Raw genomic sequence first — 14,955 nt, forward strand, 5'->3', positions numbered from 1 at the left:
CACCCGACCGCGGTGATCACGGGCAGACGGTGGTCGGGGAAGATCCATCGGCGACCATCCGTCCGTGATCACGGTCGTCCGGGAGCCGCTCACGGGCGCGGGCCCGGGGTGCTGAGGGTGGCCGCCGTCGCCACCGCGGACAGGACCGCCCGCGCCTTGTTCAGGCACTCCGTGTCCTCCGCGACCGGGTCGGAGTCGGCCACGATCCCGCCCCCGGCCTGCACGTAGGCCACACCGTCGCGGACCAGCGCGGTGCGGATGGCGATGGCGGTGTCGGCGTTGCCGGCGAAGTCGAGGTAGCCGACGATGCCGCCGTAGAGACCGCGGCGGGTGGGCTCCAGCTCCTCGATGATCGCCATCGCCCGCGGCTTCGGGGCGCCGGACAGCGTGCCGGCCGGGAAGCAGGCGGTGACCGCGTCGAAGGCGTTGCGGTCGCGGCGCAGCGTGCCCGTCACCGTCGAGACGAGGTGCATCACGTGGCTGTAGCGCTCCACGGAGAAGAAGCTGCGCACCGTGACCGAGCCGGGCTCGCAGACGCGGCCGAGGTCGTTGCGCCCGAGGTCGACGAGCATCACGTGCTCGGCGCGTTCCTTCTCGTCGGTGCGGAGGTCCTTCTCGAGCAGCTGGTCCTCCTCCTCGGTGGCGCCGCGCCAGCGCGTGCCCGCGATGGGGTGCGTGGTGGCGACGCCGTCCACGACCGTGACCAGCGCCTCCGGGCTGGAGCCGACGATCTCGAAACGCTCCCCGGCCACGCTCTCCAGCCGCAACAGGTACATGTACGGGCTCGGGTTGGTGGCGCGCAGCACCCGGTAGACGTCGAGCGGATCGGCGTCGCAGGCGGTCTCGAAGCGCTGCGACACCACCACCTGGAACGCCTCGCCCGCCCGGATCTGCTCCTTGGCGATCTCGACGGCCGCGTGGTGCTCGGCCGGGCTGCGCCGGCGCGTGAACTGCGGCTCGACGGCCTCGTACACCGCCACCGTGGACGGCGACGGCGCGCCGAGCTCGGTGGTCATCCGGTCCAGCCGGGCCACGGCGTCGTCGTAGGCGTCGTCGACGCGCTCGTCGCTGGCGTCCCAGTTGATGGCGTTGGCGATCAGCGTGACGGTGCCCTCGTGGTGGTCGAGCGCGGCCAGGTCGGTGGCCAGCAGCATGACGAGCTCGGGGATCCGCAGGTCGTCGACGGTGTCGACCGGGAGCCGCTCCAGGCGCCGCACCACGTCGTAGCCGAGGTAGCCGACCATGCCACCGGTGAGCGGTGGAAGGCCGGGCAGCGGCTCGCTGTGCAGCTCCTCGACGACGGTGCGCAGCGCGGCGAGGGGGTCGCCGCCGGTGGGGAGGTCGGCGGGAACGTCACCGGTCCAGACGAGCCCGCCGTCGACGACGGTGAGCGCGGCTGCCGACCGCGCCCCGACGAACGACCACCGTGACCACGACCGCCCGTTCTCCGCCGACTCCAGCAGGAACGTGCCCGTGCGGTCACCGGCCAGCTTGCGGTAGACCCCGACCGGGGTCTCGTCGTCGGCGAGCAGGCGTCGCGTCACCGGGATGACCCGGTGACCGGCGGCGAGCGCGCGGAACTCCTCGCGGCTGGGGGTGACCGTGCCCAGGACGGGGGCGGCGGTGCTGACGGTCATGCCCTGCATTGTCGCAGCCCCACTCCCGGTGAGGAGAATGGCGGCGTGACGTCGAGCGTGGGGCCGGGACCGGGACGACGGCGCGGGCGACGGCCCGGTGGCACCGACACCCGCGGACAGCTGCTGGACGCCGCGCGCGTCGAGTTCGCCGAGTGGGGTTACGAGAAGGCGACGGTCCGCAAGATCGCCGAGCGGGCCGGCGTCGACGCGGCGATGGTCAACCACTGGTTCGGGGGCAAGGAGGCGCTGTTCACGGCGTCGCTGGACATCCCGGTCGACCCCACCGAGATCCTGGCGACCATCCTCCCCGGCGATCCGGAACACCTCGGCGAACGGGTCGTCGAGATGTTCCTGACGGTCTGGGACGCCACCGGCGGCGGCCCGCTGGCCGCGATGGTGCACAGCATCGCCAGCCACGAGGAGGCGGCGCGGATGATGCGGGAGTTCATCGTCAACGTGCTGGTCGGACGCATCGTCGAAGCCGTCGCCCCCGACCAGCACGACCTGCGGGCCGGGTTGTGCGGCTCGCAGGTGTTCGGGATGGGCATGGTGCGCTACGTGCTGAAACTGGAACCGATGGCCTCGGCCGACCACGCGACGCTGGTGGCGGCGGTGGCCCCGACGATCCAGCGCTACCTGACGGCCCCCCTGACGACCTGACCCCGAACCCCGCGAGTCGGCGGTTCCCCGCCCGCGAGTCGGCGGTTCCCCGCCCGCGAGTCGGCGGTTCCCCGCCCGCGAGTCGGCGGTTCCCCGCCCGCGAGTCGGCGGTTCCCCGTGCGCGAGTCGGCGTCCCGGAAGCGGGCGACTCGCGCTCCCGAAAACGCCGACTCGCGCACTCGGGTCAGGGGGTCGGGGGGCGGTGGGGGTCGATGAAACCCGACTCGTACGCCGCCACCACCGCCTGCGTGCGGTCGCGGGCGCCGAGCTTGGCCAGCACGTTGCCCACGTGCGTCTTCACCGTCTCGACCCCGAGGACCAGCTCGCGGGCGATCTCCGCGTTGGACAGACCGCGCGCCACCCAGCGCAGCACCTCGCCCTCCCGGTCGGTCAGGCCCGCGCCGCGCAGCGCGTCGCCGCCGCAGCGGCCGCGGGTGGCCACCAGGTCGCGGACGGCCGCCGGGAACAGCAGCGACTCCCCCGCGGCCACCGTGCGCACGGCCTGCACGATCTCGGCCGGGCGCGCCCGCTTGAGCAGGAAACCGGTGGCCCCGGCCTGCAGGGCGTCGTAGACGTACCCGTCGTTGCCGAACGTCGTCAGCACGAGGACACGGGGCGGGCGGACCATCGTGGTGACGAGGTGGTGGGTGGCGGCTATGCCGTCGACGTCGCGCATCCGGACGTCCATCAGCACGACGTCGGGCTCCAGCCGGCGGACGAGCCCGGGCACCTCGGAGCCGTCGGACGCCTCACCGCGGACCTCGAGGTCGGGCTCGGCGTCGAGGATGACCCGCAGGCCTGCGCGCACGAGCTCCTCGTCGTCGACGAGAAGCAGCCCAATCATGGACGTCATGGTGCCAGCGGGAGGCTCGCGCGCACCCGCCACACGCCGCAGTCGGCCCCGGCGTCCAGCTCGCCGCGCAACACCGCGACCCGTTCGCGCATGCCGGCGAGCCCCCGGCCCCCGCCGCGCGGTGTGGACGCCCCGACGGGATTGCTCAGCTCCAGCTCCACGACCCGCTCGCCCACGTCCACCCGGACGGCCACCGGCACGGGCCCCGCGTGACGCAACGCGTTGGTGAGACCCTCCTGCACGATCCGGTAGGCCTCGCGGGAGACCGCGGGAGACCGCGGGAGGCACGGCGGACGGCGCTCCCCCGACGTCGGCGGTCACGACGACGCCGGCCGTGCGGGCACCGTCGAGCAGAGCGTCGAGGTCGCGGAGGTCGGGCTGGGGCGCTCGCTCCCCGGTGTCCCCGTCGCGCAGCACACCCAGCACGTGGTCGAGCTCGTCGAGGGCGCTGCGGCCGGCGTCCGCGATGGCGTCCAGGGCCGCGGCGACGAACGCGGGATCGGAGTCGAGCACGCGCGCCGCGGCCCCCGGCCTGCAGCGTGGTGACGGTGAGGGCGTGGCCGATCGAGTCGTGCAGCTCGCGGGCGAGCCGGTTGCGCTCCGCAGCGGCCCGCTCGGCGCGCCGCGACCGCTCGAGCTCGGCCGCCAACCGGTCCGCGGGCGACGGCCCGAGGAGCGCCGGCGCCAGTCGCGCGAGGCCAGCGCCCATCCCGGCCAGCACCTCCACGAGGACGACGAACAGCAGCAGGCCCGCGAACGGGGTCCACGCCGCGGCCGCACCGGTGGGGAACGGCGGGAACGCCACCCACCGGGCCAGCACCAGACCGACCGCCCACGGCACGGCCAGCAGCGCGAGCAGCGCCGCCACCCCGCCGAGTACCGCGACCGGCACCAGCCACGCGGCCGCCCGCCGCCGGGCCGGCCACGTGTCGGGTCCCGGGTCGGGCAGCGCGACGTCCAGCAGCGCGCGGGCCGCGGCGATCTCCAGCGTCCGCACGCCGGGGACGAACGCCACCCCGATCCCGACGGCGACGGCGGGCACGGCCAGCGCCACGATCTCGGCGACGCCCAGGTGGGGCACCGACACGGCGAAGATCCAGCCGAGTGCGACGTAGGGCAGCAGCACCACGGCGCCCAGCAGCAGGTGCAGCGCGCGCCGGTAGGTGACGCCGGACCGGAGGTTCGTCTGCACGGGCCGATCCTGACAGGGCCGCGGTGGCCGGGCCTCCCCCGCAGGAGGGAGCCGGGTTGGCCCGCGAGCGGGAGGTGGCGTGCCTCCCGCGCCGTGAAGCTCTCCCCATGACACGACACCTCCTCCCCTGGGCCGCCGCTCTCGGCACGCTGCCCTACCTGACGCTCAAGGCCATCTGGCTCACCGGTGGCGACGTCGCCACCACCGATCCGGCTCTGGTCCACAGCCCGACGCTGGCCGCGTTCAACGCCGTCACCGTCGCGCTCGACCTGCTGCACGTCGTCCTCGTCGCGGAGGCGGTTTCGGTGGCCGGCGGGCTGCAGGAGGCGGTCAGCACCGCCCTCGCCGTCGCGGGAGCCGCCGGGTCGTCGCGCTGGTCCGCGGCACGGGACACCGCCGACTCGCGGTCGTCGCCGCCTGGACCGGCAGTGCCGCGATGTTCGCCTGGGGCCTGTGGACGCTCACGGTCCTGCTGACGGCGTCCGGCCTCGCCGCCCCCGACGCGGTGGCCGGCATGGCCCACCTGACGGGCTTGCTGGGCGGCTTCGCCCTGGCGGTGGCGGGCCTGATGACGCTGCTCCCGGCCCGTTCCCCCCGCCGCGAGTCGGGGTCTGAGAGCGCGCGAGTCGCGGCCTCCGTGCGCGCGAGTCGCGGCCTCGCTGCGGACCGGGCCGGCGCCCGACGCAACCCGCCCGACCCGGACGCGCGCAGGGCCCGACTCGCGCGCATCCAGACCCCGACTCGCGCGCACGTAGAGCCCGACTCGGCCGCAACCAGGCCCCGACTCGCGGGGCTACGGGGTGAGCAGCGCGTCCGCGTCGAAGCAGGTGCGGGTGCCGGTGTGGCAGGCCGGACCCGTCTGGTCGACGGTCACCAGCACCGTGTCGCCGTCGCAGTCCAGGCGCACCTCGTGCACCTGCTGGGCGTGGCCCGAGCTCTCGCCCTTCACCCAGTACTCCTCGCGCGAGCGCGACCAGTACGTGGCCCGGCCGGTGGTGAGCGTGCGGTGCAGGGCCTCGTCGTCCATCCAGGCCACCATCAGCACCTCGCCGGTGCCGCACTGCTGGGCCACCGCGCACACGAGGCCGTCGGCGTTGCGCTTGAGCCTCGCGGCGATCGCCGGGTCCAGCTGGGAGGTCTCGACCCTCATCGCACCTCGATCCCCTCGACGCGCAGGCTGTCCTTCACGTCCTTGATCCGGAAGTGTCCGAAGTGGAACACCGTGGCGGCGAGCACCGCGTCGGCCCCGGCCCGGACGGCGGGGGCGAAGTGCTCCACCTCGCCGGCACCGCCACTGGCGATCACCGGCACGTCGACGGCGCGGCGGACGGCCTCGATCATGCGGAGGTCGAAACCCGCGCGGGTGCCGTCGGCGTCCATGGAGTTGAGCAGGATCTCCCCGACGCCCAGCTCCTGGCCGCGCGCGGCCCACTCGACGGCGTCGATGCCCGTGCCGCGGCGGCCGCCGTGGGTGGTGACCTCCCACCCGGACGGGGTGGGCTGTTCCCCCTCGGGCACGGTGCGCGCGTCCACCGACAGCACGATGCACTGCGCACCGAAGCGGCGGCTGGCCTCGTGCAGCAGCTCGGGCCGCAGGATCGCGGCGGTGTTGATGCTGACCTTGTCGGCCCCGGCGCGCAGGAGCACGTCGATGTCGTCGGTGACCCGGATGCCGCCGCCCACCGTGAGCGGGATGAACACCTGCTCGGCCGTGCGGCGCACCACGTCGAGCATGGTGGCCCGCTCCCCCGACGACGCGGTGACGTCGAGGAACGTCAGCTCGTCGGCGCCCTCGGAGTCGTAGACGCGGGCCATCTCGACGGGGTCGCCCGCGTCGCGCAGGTCGGCGAAGTTGACGCCCTTGACGACGCGCCCGGCGTCGACGTCGAGGCAGGGGATGACACGGACGGCGACGGACACGCTACGAGCCTACGGCGCAGGACTTCGCGGCCTCCACGACCGCGTCGTCACCCGGGAAGGTGCTGGTGACGACGGCCGTGCCCACCGCGTCCGACGTGCCGCCGGTGCCGCTGACGAACGTGGCACTGCCGTCGGAGAACGACGCGGCGGCCGTGTCGGTGCTGAACGTGGCGACGGTGATGCGGTTGACGCCCTTGGGCAGGTCCCTGCGGGGTACGTCGATCGACACCGCGGCGACGCCGCCGGGCGGGGCGTCGGGCAGGGGGGCGACGGTGGCGCCGGGCGCGGCGGCCTTCAGGCAGGTGAACAGCGTGGCGGCGTCGGGTGTGACCGGGCCGGCGGTGGCCGGGACCGACACCGCGGGCGCCGGCGTCGGAGCAGGTGCGGGGGCCGCGCACCCCGTTGCCGTCAGCAGCAGGAGAACGGGGAGCAGCCGCCTCATCCGGCGTTCCGGGCTCCGGCCCGGGCGTCGACGTCGCGCATCGCCGCGAGCGCCTCGGGGAGCGTGAAGCGACCGGCGTAGAGCGCCTTGCCGACGATGGAGCCCTCGATGTTGGCGCCCGCGGCGGCGGCCTCGGCCAGCGCGACGAGGTCGGCGACCTCCGCGATACCCCCGGACGCGATCACCGGCGCCGTCGTGGCCGCGGCGACGTCGCGCAGCAGGGCGACGTTGGGGCCGCTGAGCATGCCGTCCTTGCCGACGTCGGTGACGACGTAGCGGGCACAGCCGTCGCGGTCCAGACGCGCGAGGGTCTCCCAGAGGTCGCCGCCGTCGGTGGTCCAGCCGCGGGCGGCGAGGCGGTGGCCCTGCTCGGTGATGCGCACGTCCAGCCCGACGGCCACCCGCTCGCCGTACCTGGCGATCGCCGACGCGCACCAGTCGGGGTTCTCCAGCGCCGCCGTACCGAGGTTGACCCGCGCACAGCCCGTGGACAGCGCCCGCTCCAGCGACGCGTCGTCGCGGATGCCGCCCGACAGCTCCACCTTGACGTCGAGCTCCCCCACGACACCGGCCAGCAGTTCGGCATTGGAGCCGCGGCCGAAGGCGGCGTCGAGGTCGACGAGGTGGATCCACTCGGCGCCGTCGTTCTGCCACTGGAGCGCGGCGTCGCGGGGCTCGCCGTAACCGGTCTCGGTGCCCGCCTCGCCCTGGACCAGGCGCACGGCCTGGCCGTCCGCGACGTCGACGGCGGGAAGCAACGTGAAGCTCACGGTGGGTCACCTTAGGTGAGCGTGTCGCGCGGGATACGCCCGCCCGCCCTAGCGTGACCGCATGGAACTGAACGGGACCCGCACGCTCGTGGCCGGTGCGACCGGGGTGCTGGGTGGCGGCATCGCCCGGTCCCTGCAGAAGGATGGCGCCCGACTGGTGCTGGCCGGCCGCGACGGCGACCGGCTGAGCGCGCTCGCCCGCGAGCTCGGCGACGTCCCCACCGCCGGGTTCGAGGCCCTCGACCTCGAACGCTGCGCCGCCGTCGTCGACGAGGCGGCCGACCACCTCGGCGGGCTGGACCTGCTCGTCGTCGCCTTCGGGGTGGCCGCGTTCGGACCCGGCGAGGAGGCCGGCGACGTGATCATCGAGCACCTGCTCACCGTCAACACGATGGCGCCGATGGCGATGGGTCGCCGTGCCGTGCAGAGGATGGACGGCTCGGGGACCCTGGCCGTGATCAGCGCGATCCTCGCCGACGTGCCCACGCCCGGGATGGCCGCCTACTCCGCCAGCAAGGCCGGGCTGTCGGCCTGGCTGACGGCGCTGCGCGGTGAGCAGCGACGCAGGGGCGTCACGGTGTTCGACATCCGGCCGCCCCACATCGAGACGGGCCTGGCCGGCCGCGCGCTGGAGGGTGAGGCCCCGCCGATGAAGGAGGGCGCGACCCGGGACGAGCTGGTCGGCCTGGTGGTCGACGGCATCCGCGACGGGCGCCGCGAGCTGGCCTTCGACCTGCAGAAGCGGGAGTGGACGGGCCGCTAGCCCACGACGTCACGGAGCCAGTTCCGCAGCACCGTGGCGCCGGCGTCGCCGGACTTCTCCGGGTGGAACTGGGTGGCCGACAGCGCCCCGTTCTCCACGGCCGCGACGAAGTCCTCACCGTGGTGGGCCCACGTGACCAGCGGCGGCCGGAGGATCTCCGAGGGCTCCATCTCCCACCGCCGCACCCCGAAGCTGTGCACGAAGTAGAACCGCGTGTCGGCGTCGAGACCGTTGAACAACGTGGTGCCGGCGGGGGCGCGCACGGTGTTCCAGCCCATGTGCGGCAGGACGTCGGCCTTGATCCGCTCGACGGTGCCGGGCCACTGGCCGCAGCCCTCGGTGCGCTCGCCCCACTCGATGCCGAGGTCGAACAGCACCTGCATGCCCACGCAGATGCCCAGCACCGGACGGCCACCGGCGAGGCGGCGCTCGATGATGCGCGGCCCGTCGACGCCGCTCAGGCCGGCCATGCAGGCGGCGTAGGCGCCGACGCCCGGGACGACCAGGCCGTCGGCGTTGAGCGCCGCGTCCCTGTCTGCGGTGACGGTGACGTCGGCGCCCACCCGGCGCAGCGCGCGTTCCGCGGAACGCAGGTTGCCCGACCCGTAGTCCAGCACGACGATCGACGACACCTGGCAAGAGTAACGGCCTTGACCTCAACCCGGGTTCACGGTGCACGGTGCGGACATGACGACGGTGCTCGACGGCAGGATGCGTGCCCTCACGGCGGGCTCGGTGGCGCTCGTGTCGCTGGCGGCGTTCGAGGCCGTGGCCGTGGCCACCGCGATGCCGACCGTGGCCGTGGCGCTGGACGGCCTCTCCGGCTACGCGCTCGCGTTCGGCCTCCCGCTGGCGACGAGCGTGCTGGGGATGGTCGTCGCGGGCGCGTGGAGCGACGCGCGGGGGCCGGCGTGGCCGATGCGGGTGGGCGTCGGGCTGTTCGTGACGGCGCTGCTCGTGGCGGGGCTCGCGCCGTCGATGACGGTGTTCACGGCGGGGCGCGCGCTGCAGGGGCTCGGGTCCGGGCTGTTCTCCGTGGCGCTCTACGTGGTGGTCGGGCGGCTCGTGCCGCCGGAGCGGCGGCCCCGCCTGTTCGCCGCGTTCGCCGCCGCCTGGGTGCTGCCGGCGGTGGTGGGGCCGCCGGTGGCGGGGTTGCTGGTGACGACCGTGGGCTGGCGGTGGGTGTTCCTGCTGGCCGCGGGGCTCGCGGTGCCGGCCACGCTGCTGGTGGAACCCGCCCTGCGGGGGTTGCGGGCCGAGGCGGCGCCCTGGTCGGGGAAGCGGGTGCCGTGGGCGGTCGGGGCGGCGGTCGGCGCGGTAGGGCTGCAGGAGGCCGGGCACCTGCCGGCCGGGGCCGGGGTGGTGGTCGCGGTGATCGCCGCGGCCGTCGTCGGGGTCTCGGTCGTGCGGTTGCTGCCCGTCGGCACGGTGCGGGCCCGCGCCGGCCTGCCCGCGGTGGTGGCGCTGCGCGGGCTGGCGTCGGCGGCGTTCGTGGCGGGTGAGGCGTTCCTGCCGCTGCTGCTCTCCCGCGAACGGGGGCTGCCGCCCGCCCTGGCCGGCCTGATCCTCACCGTGGCCGCGCTGACCTGGGCCACGGGCTCGTGGGTGCAGGGCCGCGACGCCGCTCCCGCGCGTCCGACGCTGCTGCGGGCCGGCACGACGTCGATCGCGCTCGGCATCCTGGGCGCGACGTCGCTGCTGGTCCCGGCGGTGCCGCTGGCCGTCGGGGTGGCGGGGTGGGCGCTCGTCGGGCTGGGCATGGGCATGACCTACCCGACCCTGTCGGTGCTCACGCTGGAGCTCTCGGCGCCGTCGGAGCAGGGGACGAACACGTCCGCGCTGCAGATCTCCGACGCCCTGTTCGGGGCCGTGGTGCTGGCGCTGTCGGGGGTGCTGTTCGCCGCGCTCGTGGACGCCGGCCCGGTGGCCTACCTGGCGGGGTTCGCCGTGGCCGCGGTCCCGGCCGCCGTCGCGGTGGTGGTGGCGGGCCGGGCCACGCGTCGCACCTGAGAGCGCGGCCGCCGAGGCAACCGTCCCCGCGAGTCGGGGTCTCCACGCGCGCGAGTCGGGGCCGGCGTGTGCGCGAGTCGCGGTCTCCATGCGCGCGAGTCGCGGTCTCCATGCGCGCGAGTCGCGGGGTGCGGGCGCGCGAGTCGCGGGGTGCGGGCGGGTGGGTCACGCACGCAGGCCCCGACTCGCACGCACGCACGGCCCGACTCGCGCACATCCAGAGCCCGACTCGCGCGCGCACACGGCGCGACTCGCGGATTCGGGGCCGTCAGCAGCTCGTCGGACGCCGGTGCCAGAGGTCGCCCTGTGTCTCGCCGCCGCGGAAGCCGGCCGCCTCGGCCAGCACCGCCGCCTCGCGGAAGCCGTGGCCGGCCGCGTCGGGGTGGTGGGCATCGCTGCCGAACGAGACGGCCTCACCGCCCGACTCCACCCACCACCGGATGATCTCGGCGGCCAGCGGCACCCGGGTGTTGATCTCCAGTGCCCGTCCGCTCGCGGCCAGCGCCACCAGGGTGGCACGCAGGTCGTCCTCGAAGTCGGTGGCCCGGAAGACGCCCGGCCAGTAGCGCGCCGGGTAGTCGATGTGGGCCAGTACCTGGAACGGGGCCTCGGAGGCGGTGAGGGCCCGGATCTCGGCCAGGTACTCGCCCATGACCGCCTCGACGGGCCGGTCGTGGAAGGCCAGGTCGAGCGGCCGGTTCCCGAGGTCGGTGCGCACCGCGTGCACGGAGCCCAGCACGCGGTCGAACCGGTCGCCGTCGAGCAGCCCGGCCAGGCGTGCGAGGTGCCGGTGCGGCTCGCTCATCTCGATCCCGGCCCGGATCCGCAGCCCCGGGAACCGTTCCCGGCAGCGCTCCACGCAGCTCAGGTAGCCCGCGACGTCCAGCTCCGGTGGCACGAACTCCCCCGACGGCCGCAGCCAGCCCCGGGCGTGCGGCGGGATCGCACCGACCTCGTCGGCGGTGACCGAGGACGGCGTGAGGTCGACGTGCTCGGTGAACGCGACGGCGGGCAGCCCGATGGCCACCGCCCGCGCGCAGGTGGCGGCCATGTCGCCCGCGACGGCGTCCCACGACCACTCGCTGTGGACGTGGGAGTCGGCCGGGAGCACCGCTACAGCGTGCCCTTGGTGGACGGGATGCCGGTGAGCCGCGCGTCCGGCTCCACCGCCGCGCGCAGGGCCCGGGCGACCGCCTTGAACTCGGCCTCGGTGATGTGGTGGGGGTCGCGGCCGTCCAGTACGCGGACGTGCAGCGCGAGGTGGCCGTGGAAGGCCAGCGACTCGAACACGTGCCGGTTGAGCACCGTCGGGTAGTGGCCCCCGACGACGAACCCCCGCATCATCTCGGGCTCGCCGGTGTGCACCGTGTAGGGCCGACCGGAGACGTCGACGACGGCCTGGGCCAGCGTCTCGTCCATCGGGATCATGGCGTCGCCGAAGCGGCGGATGCCCTTCTTGTCACCGAGGGCCTGCAGCAGCGCCTGCCCGAGCACGATCGCCACGTCCTCGACCACGTGGTGCACGTCGATGTGGACGTCGCCCTCGGCGCGGACCGTGAGGTCGAACGCGCCGTGCTTGCCCAGGGCGTCGAGCATGTGGTCGTAGAACGGCACGCCGGTGGAGATGTCGGTGGTGCCGGTGCCGTCGAGGTCGATCTCGACGACGACCTTGGACTCCTTGGTGACACGCTCGACGCGGCCGACCCGTCTCACGAAACCTCCTGCTCCACGACGTCCGCTGCGACCTGCAGGAACGCGTCGTTCTCCTCCGGCGTGCCGACGGTGACCCGCAGGCGCCGGGGGATCCCGACGTCCCGGATGAGCACGCCGCGGTCCAGGAACGACCGCCAGGCGCGGGGAGCGTCGGGGAACTGCCCGAACAGCACGAAGTTGGCATCGCTGGGCACCACGTCGTAACCCGCGGCAACCAATGTTGCCACGACCCGGTCGCGTTCGGAACGCAACCTGGCGACGGATCCGAGGGTGGCGTCGGCGTGGCGCAGCGCGGCGCGGGCGGCGGCCTGGGTGAGCACCGACAGGTGGTAGGGCAGCCGGACCAGCTGCAGCGCGTCGACGACGGCGGGCGCGGCGGCCAGGTAACCCAGCCGGCCACCGGCGAACGCGAACGCCTTGCTCATGGTGCGCGACACGATCAGCTTGTGACCGTGCGTGGCCAGCAGCGAGATCGCGCTGGGCTCTCCGGAGAACTCGGCGTAGGCCTCGTCCACCACGACGATGCCCGGCGCGGCCTCGACGAGCACGGCGACGTCGGCCGCGGGCAGCGACTGCCCGGTGGGGTTGTTCGGGCTGGTCACGAACGTGACGTCCGGGGCGCGCTCGCGCAGCAGGGCGGCGGCCGCGTCGACGTCGAGCGAGAAGTCGTCGCGGCGGGGCGCGGGCAGCCACTCCGTGCGCGTGCCGCCCGCGATGATCGGGTGCATCGAGTACGACGGCTCGAACCCGAGGGCCGTCCGCCCGGGCCCGCCGAAGGCCTGCAGGATCTGCTGGAGCACCTCGTTGGAGCCGTTGGCGGCCCAGACGTTGCGCTCCGAGAGCACGACGCCGGTGACGCTCGTGAGGTACGCGGCCAGGTCGGTGCGCAGTGCCACGGCGTCGCGGTCGGGGTAGCGGTGCAGCTCGGCGGCCACCTCGCGCACGGCTGCGGTGACGTCCTCGACGAGCTCGGGCGGCGGTGGGTAGGGGTTCTCGTTGGTGTTGAGCCGCACCGCCACGTCGAGCTGCGGGGCGCCGTAGGGCGACTTGCCGCGCAGGTCGTCGCGCAGCGGGAGCTGGTCGAGGGTGACCTCTCCTCCCACGGTCTCCAGCGTGCCGGTCACGCAACCCCCTCGTGAGCGGATATCGGGGTCAGGGCACTGATTTCCGCGCACGGGCGGCGGAGCCGCATCACGCGAACCGCGCGGTGACGGCCTGCCCGTGGGCCGGCAGGTCCTCCGCGACGGCCAGCGTCACGACGGCGTCGGCGGTGTCGCGCAGGGCCTGCTCCGTGTACTCGATCACGTGGACGCCGCGCAGGAACGTCTGCACCGACAACCCCGACGAGTGCCGCGCGCAGCCGCCCGTGGGCAGGACGTGGTTGGAGCCCGCGCAGTAGTCGCCCAGCGACACCGGCGCCCACGGGCCGACGAAGATCGCTCCGGCGTTGCGGACGCGCCGGGCCACCTCTCGGGCGTCGGTCGTCTGGATCTCCAGGTGCTCGGCGGCGTAGGCGTCCACCACGGCGACGCCGTCGTCGAGGTCGGCGACCAGCACGGTGCCCGACTGCGCCCCGGACAGCGCGGTGGCGATCCGTTCGCTGTGCTTGGTGAGCGGCACCTGCTGGTCCAGCTCGGCGTCGACGGCCGCGGCCAGCTCCTCCGACGTGGTGACCAGCACCGACGCCGCGTTGGGGTCGTGCTCGGCCTGCGAGATGAGATCGGCGGCGACGTGCACGGGATCGGCCGTGTCGTCGGCGAGCACGGCGATCTCGGTGGTGCCGGCCTCGGAGTCGATCCCGATCAGCCCGCGCAGCAGGCGCTTGGCCGCGGTGAGATAGATGTTGCCGGGCCCGGTGACGATGTCGACGGGCTCGAGGTCGCCGCCGTCGGTGTCGGTGCCGCCGTAGGCCAGCAGCGCCACGGCCTGCGCCCCGCCCACGGCCCACACCTCGTCGACGCCCAGCAGCGCGGCGGCGGCCAGGATCGTGGGGTGCGGCAGCCCGCCGTGCTCGGCCTGCGGCGGCGACGCCACCACCAGCGACTCGACGCCCGCGGCCTGCGCCGGCACCACGTTCATGATCACGCTGGACGGGTAGACCGCCAGGCCACCGGGCGCGTACAGCCCGACGCGACGCACCGGCACGAACCGCTCGGTGACGGTTCCGCCGTCGACCACCTGCGTGACGACGTCGGTGCGGCGCTGGTCGGCGTGCACCTTCCGGGCCCGCTCGATCGAGAGCTCCAGGGCCTCGCGGACGGCCGGGTCCAGCGCCGAGAGCGCGCCCTTCAGCGTCTGCTCGGGCACCCGGACGATGCTGGGCCGCACCTTGTCGAACTGCTCGGCGTACTCCAGCGCGGCCTCGACGCCCCGGTCGCGCACGGCCTCGACGATCGGCCGGACCTGGTGCACCACCGCGTCGACGTCCATCTCGGCGCGGGGCAGCAGCCCCCGGAGCGTGGCGGTGCGGGGCAGGGGTTCGGCGCGGAGGTCGAGTCGGCGGAGCATGGCCCCAGGGTACGGGGGTGGGCCAGGCCTCAGAGCTCGCCGGTGAGGAACTGCGCACGGCCGTGACCGAACGACCAGTCCTCGTCGCTGTTCACGGTGATCGAGACCACGAGGTCCTCGGGCCGCAGCTCGCACTCGCGCTCCAGCGCCTTCGCCAGACCGGCGTAGAAGGCCTCCTTCTGCTCGCGGTCGCGCGGGCGGGAGGTGACCGAGACGACCACCACGTCGTCGGTGCGCTCGATGCCCAGCCCGGTGTCCTGGACGACGAGCCGGTGGCGCGGGTGCTCGTGGACGATCTGGTAGCGGTCGCGCTCCGGCACGCCGAACGCCGCCACCATCTCCGCGTGCAGGGTGTCGAGCAGGTGCGTGACCTGCTCAGCGCTGCGACGACCTTCGACGAGATCGATCCTGATCAGGGGCATGGGGTCGACGGTAGGCGGGCGTCGCCGGTCCCGCCGCCTGATCCGACGCCGAACGTGTCACAGGC

Annotated in this window: 18 protein-coding genes; 4 read left to right on the top strand and 14 right to left on the bottom strand. The window is 74.5% G+C overall.

The annotated features are described in order from the left end of the window. Positions 1–89: 89 nt before the first annotated feature. Positions 90–1,637 carry an anthranilate synthase component I gene (locus BGP03_RS07540; protein ID WP_296372769.1) on the bottom strand — a complete coding sequence of 516 codons (1,548 nt, stop codon included), beginning with the start codon at positions 1,635–1,637 and terminating at the stop codon, positions 90–92. Between the two features lie 45 nt (positions 1,638–1,682). On the opposite strand from BGP03_RS07540, the gene BGP03_RS07545 reads away from it, so the two are divergent. Next, a complete protein-coding gene (locus tag BGP03_RS07545; RefSeq protein ID WP_296372771.1) occupies positions 1,683–2,297 on the top strand; it encodes a TetR family transcriptional regulator in 615 nt (204 codons plus the stop codon). A gap of 184 nt (positions 2,298–2,481) precedes the next feature. Here BGP03_RS07545 and BGP03_RS07550 read toward each other — a convergent pair whose 3' ends face one another. Genes BGP03_RS07550 through BGP03_RS07560 form a run of 3 tightly spaced genes read right to left on the bottom strand, consistent with a single transcriptional unit; the run spans position 2,482 to position 4,342 of the window. After that, complete coding sequence (locus BGP03_RS07550) at positions 2,482–3,150, bottom strand: response regulator transcription factor (protein WP_296372773.1); 669 nt, start codon at positions 3,148–3,150, stop codon at positions 2,482–2,484. Further along, positions 3,147–3,326, bottom strand: coding sequence for a hypothetical protein (locus BGP03_RS07555; RefSeq protein WP_299735959.1), 180 nt, complete (start codon positions 3,324–3,326; stop codon positions 3,147–3,149). The genes BGP03_RS07550 and BGP03_RS07555 overlap by 4 nt, the downstream gene beginning before the upstream one ends. After that, positions 3,296–4,342: a histidine kinase dimerization/phosphoacceptor domain-containing protein gene (locus BGP03_RS07560; protein WP_296372776.1), complete on the bottom strand. Its 1,047-nt coding sequence runs from the start codon at positions 4,340–4,342 to the stop codon at positions 3,296–3,298. The genes BGP03_RS07555 and BGP03_RS07560 overlap by 31 nt, the downstream gene beginning before the upstream one ends. 107 nt (positions 4,343–4,449) lie before the next feature. Between BGP03_RS07560 and BGP03_RS07565 the strand changes: the two genes are divergently transcribed. Further along, a complete protein-coding gene (locus BGP03_RS07565) occupies positions 4,450–4,818 on the top strand; it encodes a hypothetical protein (protein ID WP_296372778.1) in 369 nt (122 codons plus the stop codon). A gap of 317 nt (positions 4,819–5,135) precedes the next feature. On the opposite strand, the gene hisI is transcribed toward BGP03_RS07565, so the two are convergent. The 4 genes from hisI to priA are packed head-to-tail and all read right to left on the bottom strand — an operon-like array spanning position 5,136 to position 7,474. Then, positions 5,136–5,492, bottom strand: coding sequence for a phosphoribosyl-AMP cyclohydrolase (gene hisI / locus BGP03_RS07570; RefSeq protein WP_298800920.1), 357 nt, complete (start codon positions 5,490–5,492; stop codon positions 5,136–5,138). Next, positions 5,489–6,262 (bottom strand): imidazole glycerol phosphate synthase subunit HisF, encoded by a 774-nt coding sequence (hisF, locus tag BGP03_RS07575; RefSeq protein WP_296372781.1) that lies wholly within the window; start codon positions 6,260–6,262, stop codon positions 5,489–5,491. Before hisF ends, hisI begins: the two co-directional genes overlap by 4 nt. 1 nt (position 6,263) lies before the next feature. Then, positions 6,264–6,704, bottom strand: coding sequence for a hypothetical protein (locus BGP03_RS07580; RefSeq protein WP_296372783.1), 441 nt, complete (start codon positions 6,702–6,704; stop codon positions 6,264–6,266). Next, on the bottom strand, positions 6,701–7,474 hold the full coding sequence (priA, locus tag BGP03_RS07585; RefSeq protein WP_296372785.1) for a bifunctional 1-(5-phosphoribosyl)-5-((5-phosphoribosylamino)methylideneamino)imidazole-4-carboxamide isomerase/phosphoribosylanthranilate isomerase PriA: 774 nt from the start codon (positions 7,472–7,474) through the stop codon (positions 6,701–6,703). Before priA ends, BGP03_RS07580 begins: the two co-directional genes overlap by 4 nt. Positions 7,475–7,535: 61 nt before the next feature. On the opposite strand from priA, the gene BGP03_RS07590 reads away from it, so the two are divergent. Beyond that, a complete protein-coding gene (locus tag BGP03_RS07590; RefSeq protein WP_298800919.1) occupies positions 7,536–8,237 on the top strand; it encodes an SDR family oxidoreductase in 702 nt (233 codons plus the stop codon). Here BGP03_RS07590 and hisH read toward each other — a convergent pair. Continuing rightward, positions 8,234–8,869, bottom strand: a complete 636-nt coding sequence (gene hisH / locus BGP03_RS07595; protein ID WP_296372790.1) for an imidazole glycerol phosphate synthase subunit HisH — start codon at positions 8,867–8,869, stop codon at positions 8,234–8,236. The two genes, BGP03_RS07590 and hisH, sit on opposite strands and share 4 nt — an antisense overlap. A gap of 55 nt (positions 8,870–8,924) precedes the next feature. On the opposite strand from hisH, the gene BGP03_RS07600 reads away from it, so the two are divergent. Beyond that, on the top strand, positions 8,925–10,247 hold the full coding sequence (locus tag BGP03_RS07600; RefSeq protein WP_296372792.1) for an MFS transporter: 1,323 nt from the start codon (positions 8,925–8,927) through the stop codon (positions 10,245–10,247). A 268-nt stretch (positions 10,248–10,515) separates the two neighbouring features. On the opposite strand, the gene BGP03_RS07605 is transcribed toward BGP03_RS07600, so the two are convergent. The 5 genes from BGP03_RS07605 to BGP03_RS07625 form a co-directional block, all read right to left on the bottom strand. Continuing rightward, complete coding sequence (locus BGP03_RS07605) at positions 10,516–11,358, bottom strand: PHP domain-containing protein (protein ID WP_298800918.1); 843 nt, start codon at positions 11,356–11,358, stop codon at positions 10,516–10,518. Positions 11,359–11,360: 2 nt separating this feature from the next. Continuing rightward, entirely contained in the window at positions 11,361–11,960 is a 600-nt protein-coding gene (gene hisB, locus BGP03_RS07610) for an imidazoleglycerol-phosphate dehydratase HisB (RefSeq protein WP_298800917.1), read from the bottom strand. Beyond that, positions 11,957–13,084, bottom strand: coding sequence for a histidinol-phosphate transaminase (locus BGP03_RS07615; RefSeq protein WP_296372798.1), 1,128 nt, complete (start codon positions 13,082–13,084; stop codon positions 11,957–11,959). The genes hisB and BGP03_RS07615 overlap by 4 nt, the downstream gene beginning before the upstream one ends. 67 nt (positions 13,085–13,151) lie before the next feature. Continuing rightward, positions 13,152–14,468 carry a histidinol dehydrogenase gene (gene hisD / locus BGP03_RS07620; RefSeq protein WP_298800916.1) on the bottom strand — a complete coding sequence of 439 codons (1,317 nt, stop codon included), beginning with the start codon at positions 14,466–14,468 and terminating at the stop codon, positions 13,152–13,154. Between the two features lie 29 nt (positions 14,469–14,497). Continuing rightward, positions 14,498–14,890, bottom strand: a complete 393-nt coding sequence (locus BGP03_RS07625) for a tautomerase family protein (RefSeq protein WP_296372804.1) — start codon at positions 14,888–14,890, stop codon at positions 14,498–14,500. Positions 14,891–14,955 lie beyond the last annotated feature (65 nt).

The sequence above is a fragment of the Pseudonocardia sp. 73-21 genome, assembly GCF_001899645.1.
In the GTDB taxonomy this organism is placed as follows: domain Bacteria; phylum Actinomycetota; class Actinomycetes; order Mycobacteriales; family Pseudonocardiaceae; genus Pseudonocardia.

What these genes read in the sequence shown, in the direction of transcription:
- BGP03_RS07540 (WP_296372769.1), bottom strand. Translation starts at nt 1,637, where the DNA reads ATGACCGTCAGCACCGCCGCCCCCGTCCTGGGCACGGTCACCCCCAGC.
- BGP03_RS07550 (WP_296372773.1), bottom strand. Translation starts at nt 3,150, where the DNA reads ATGACGTCCATGATTGGGCTGCTTCTCGTCGACGACGAGGAGCTCGTG.
- BGP03_RS07565 (WP_296372778.1), top strand. Translation starts at nt 4,450, where the DNA reads ATGACACGACACCTCCTCCCCTGGGCCGCCGCTCTCGGCACGCTGCCC.
- hisI (WP_298800920.1), bottom strand. Translation starts at nt 5,492, where the DNA reads ATGAGGGTCGAGACCTCCCAGCTGGACCCGGCGATCGCCGCGAGGCTC.
- BGP03_RS07580 (WP_296372783.1), bottom strand. Translation starts at nt 6,704, where the DNA reads ATGAGGCGGCTGCTCCCCGTTCTCCTGCTGCTGACGGCAACGGGGTGC.
- BGP03_RS07590 (WP_298800919.1), top strand. Translation starts at nt 7,536, where the DNA reads ATGGAACTGAACGGGACCCGCACGCTCGTGGCCGGTGCGACCGGGGTG.
- BGP03_RS07600 (WP_296372792.1), top strand. Translation starts at nt 8,925, where the DNA reads ATGACGACGGTGCTCGACGGCAGGATGCGTGCCCTCACGGCGGGCTCG.
- hisD (WP_298800916.1), bottom strand. Translation starts at nt 14,468, where the DNA reads ATGCTCCGCCGACTCGACCTCCGCGCCGAACCCCTGCCCCGCACCGCC.
- BGP03_RS07625 (WP_296372804.1), bottom strand. Translation starts at nt 14,890, where the DNA reads ATGCCCCTGATCAGGATCGATCTCGTCGAAGGTCGTCGCAGCGCTGAG.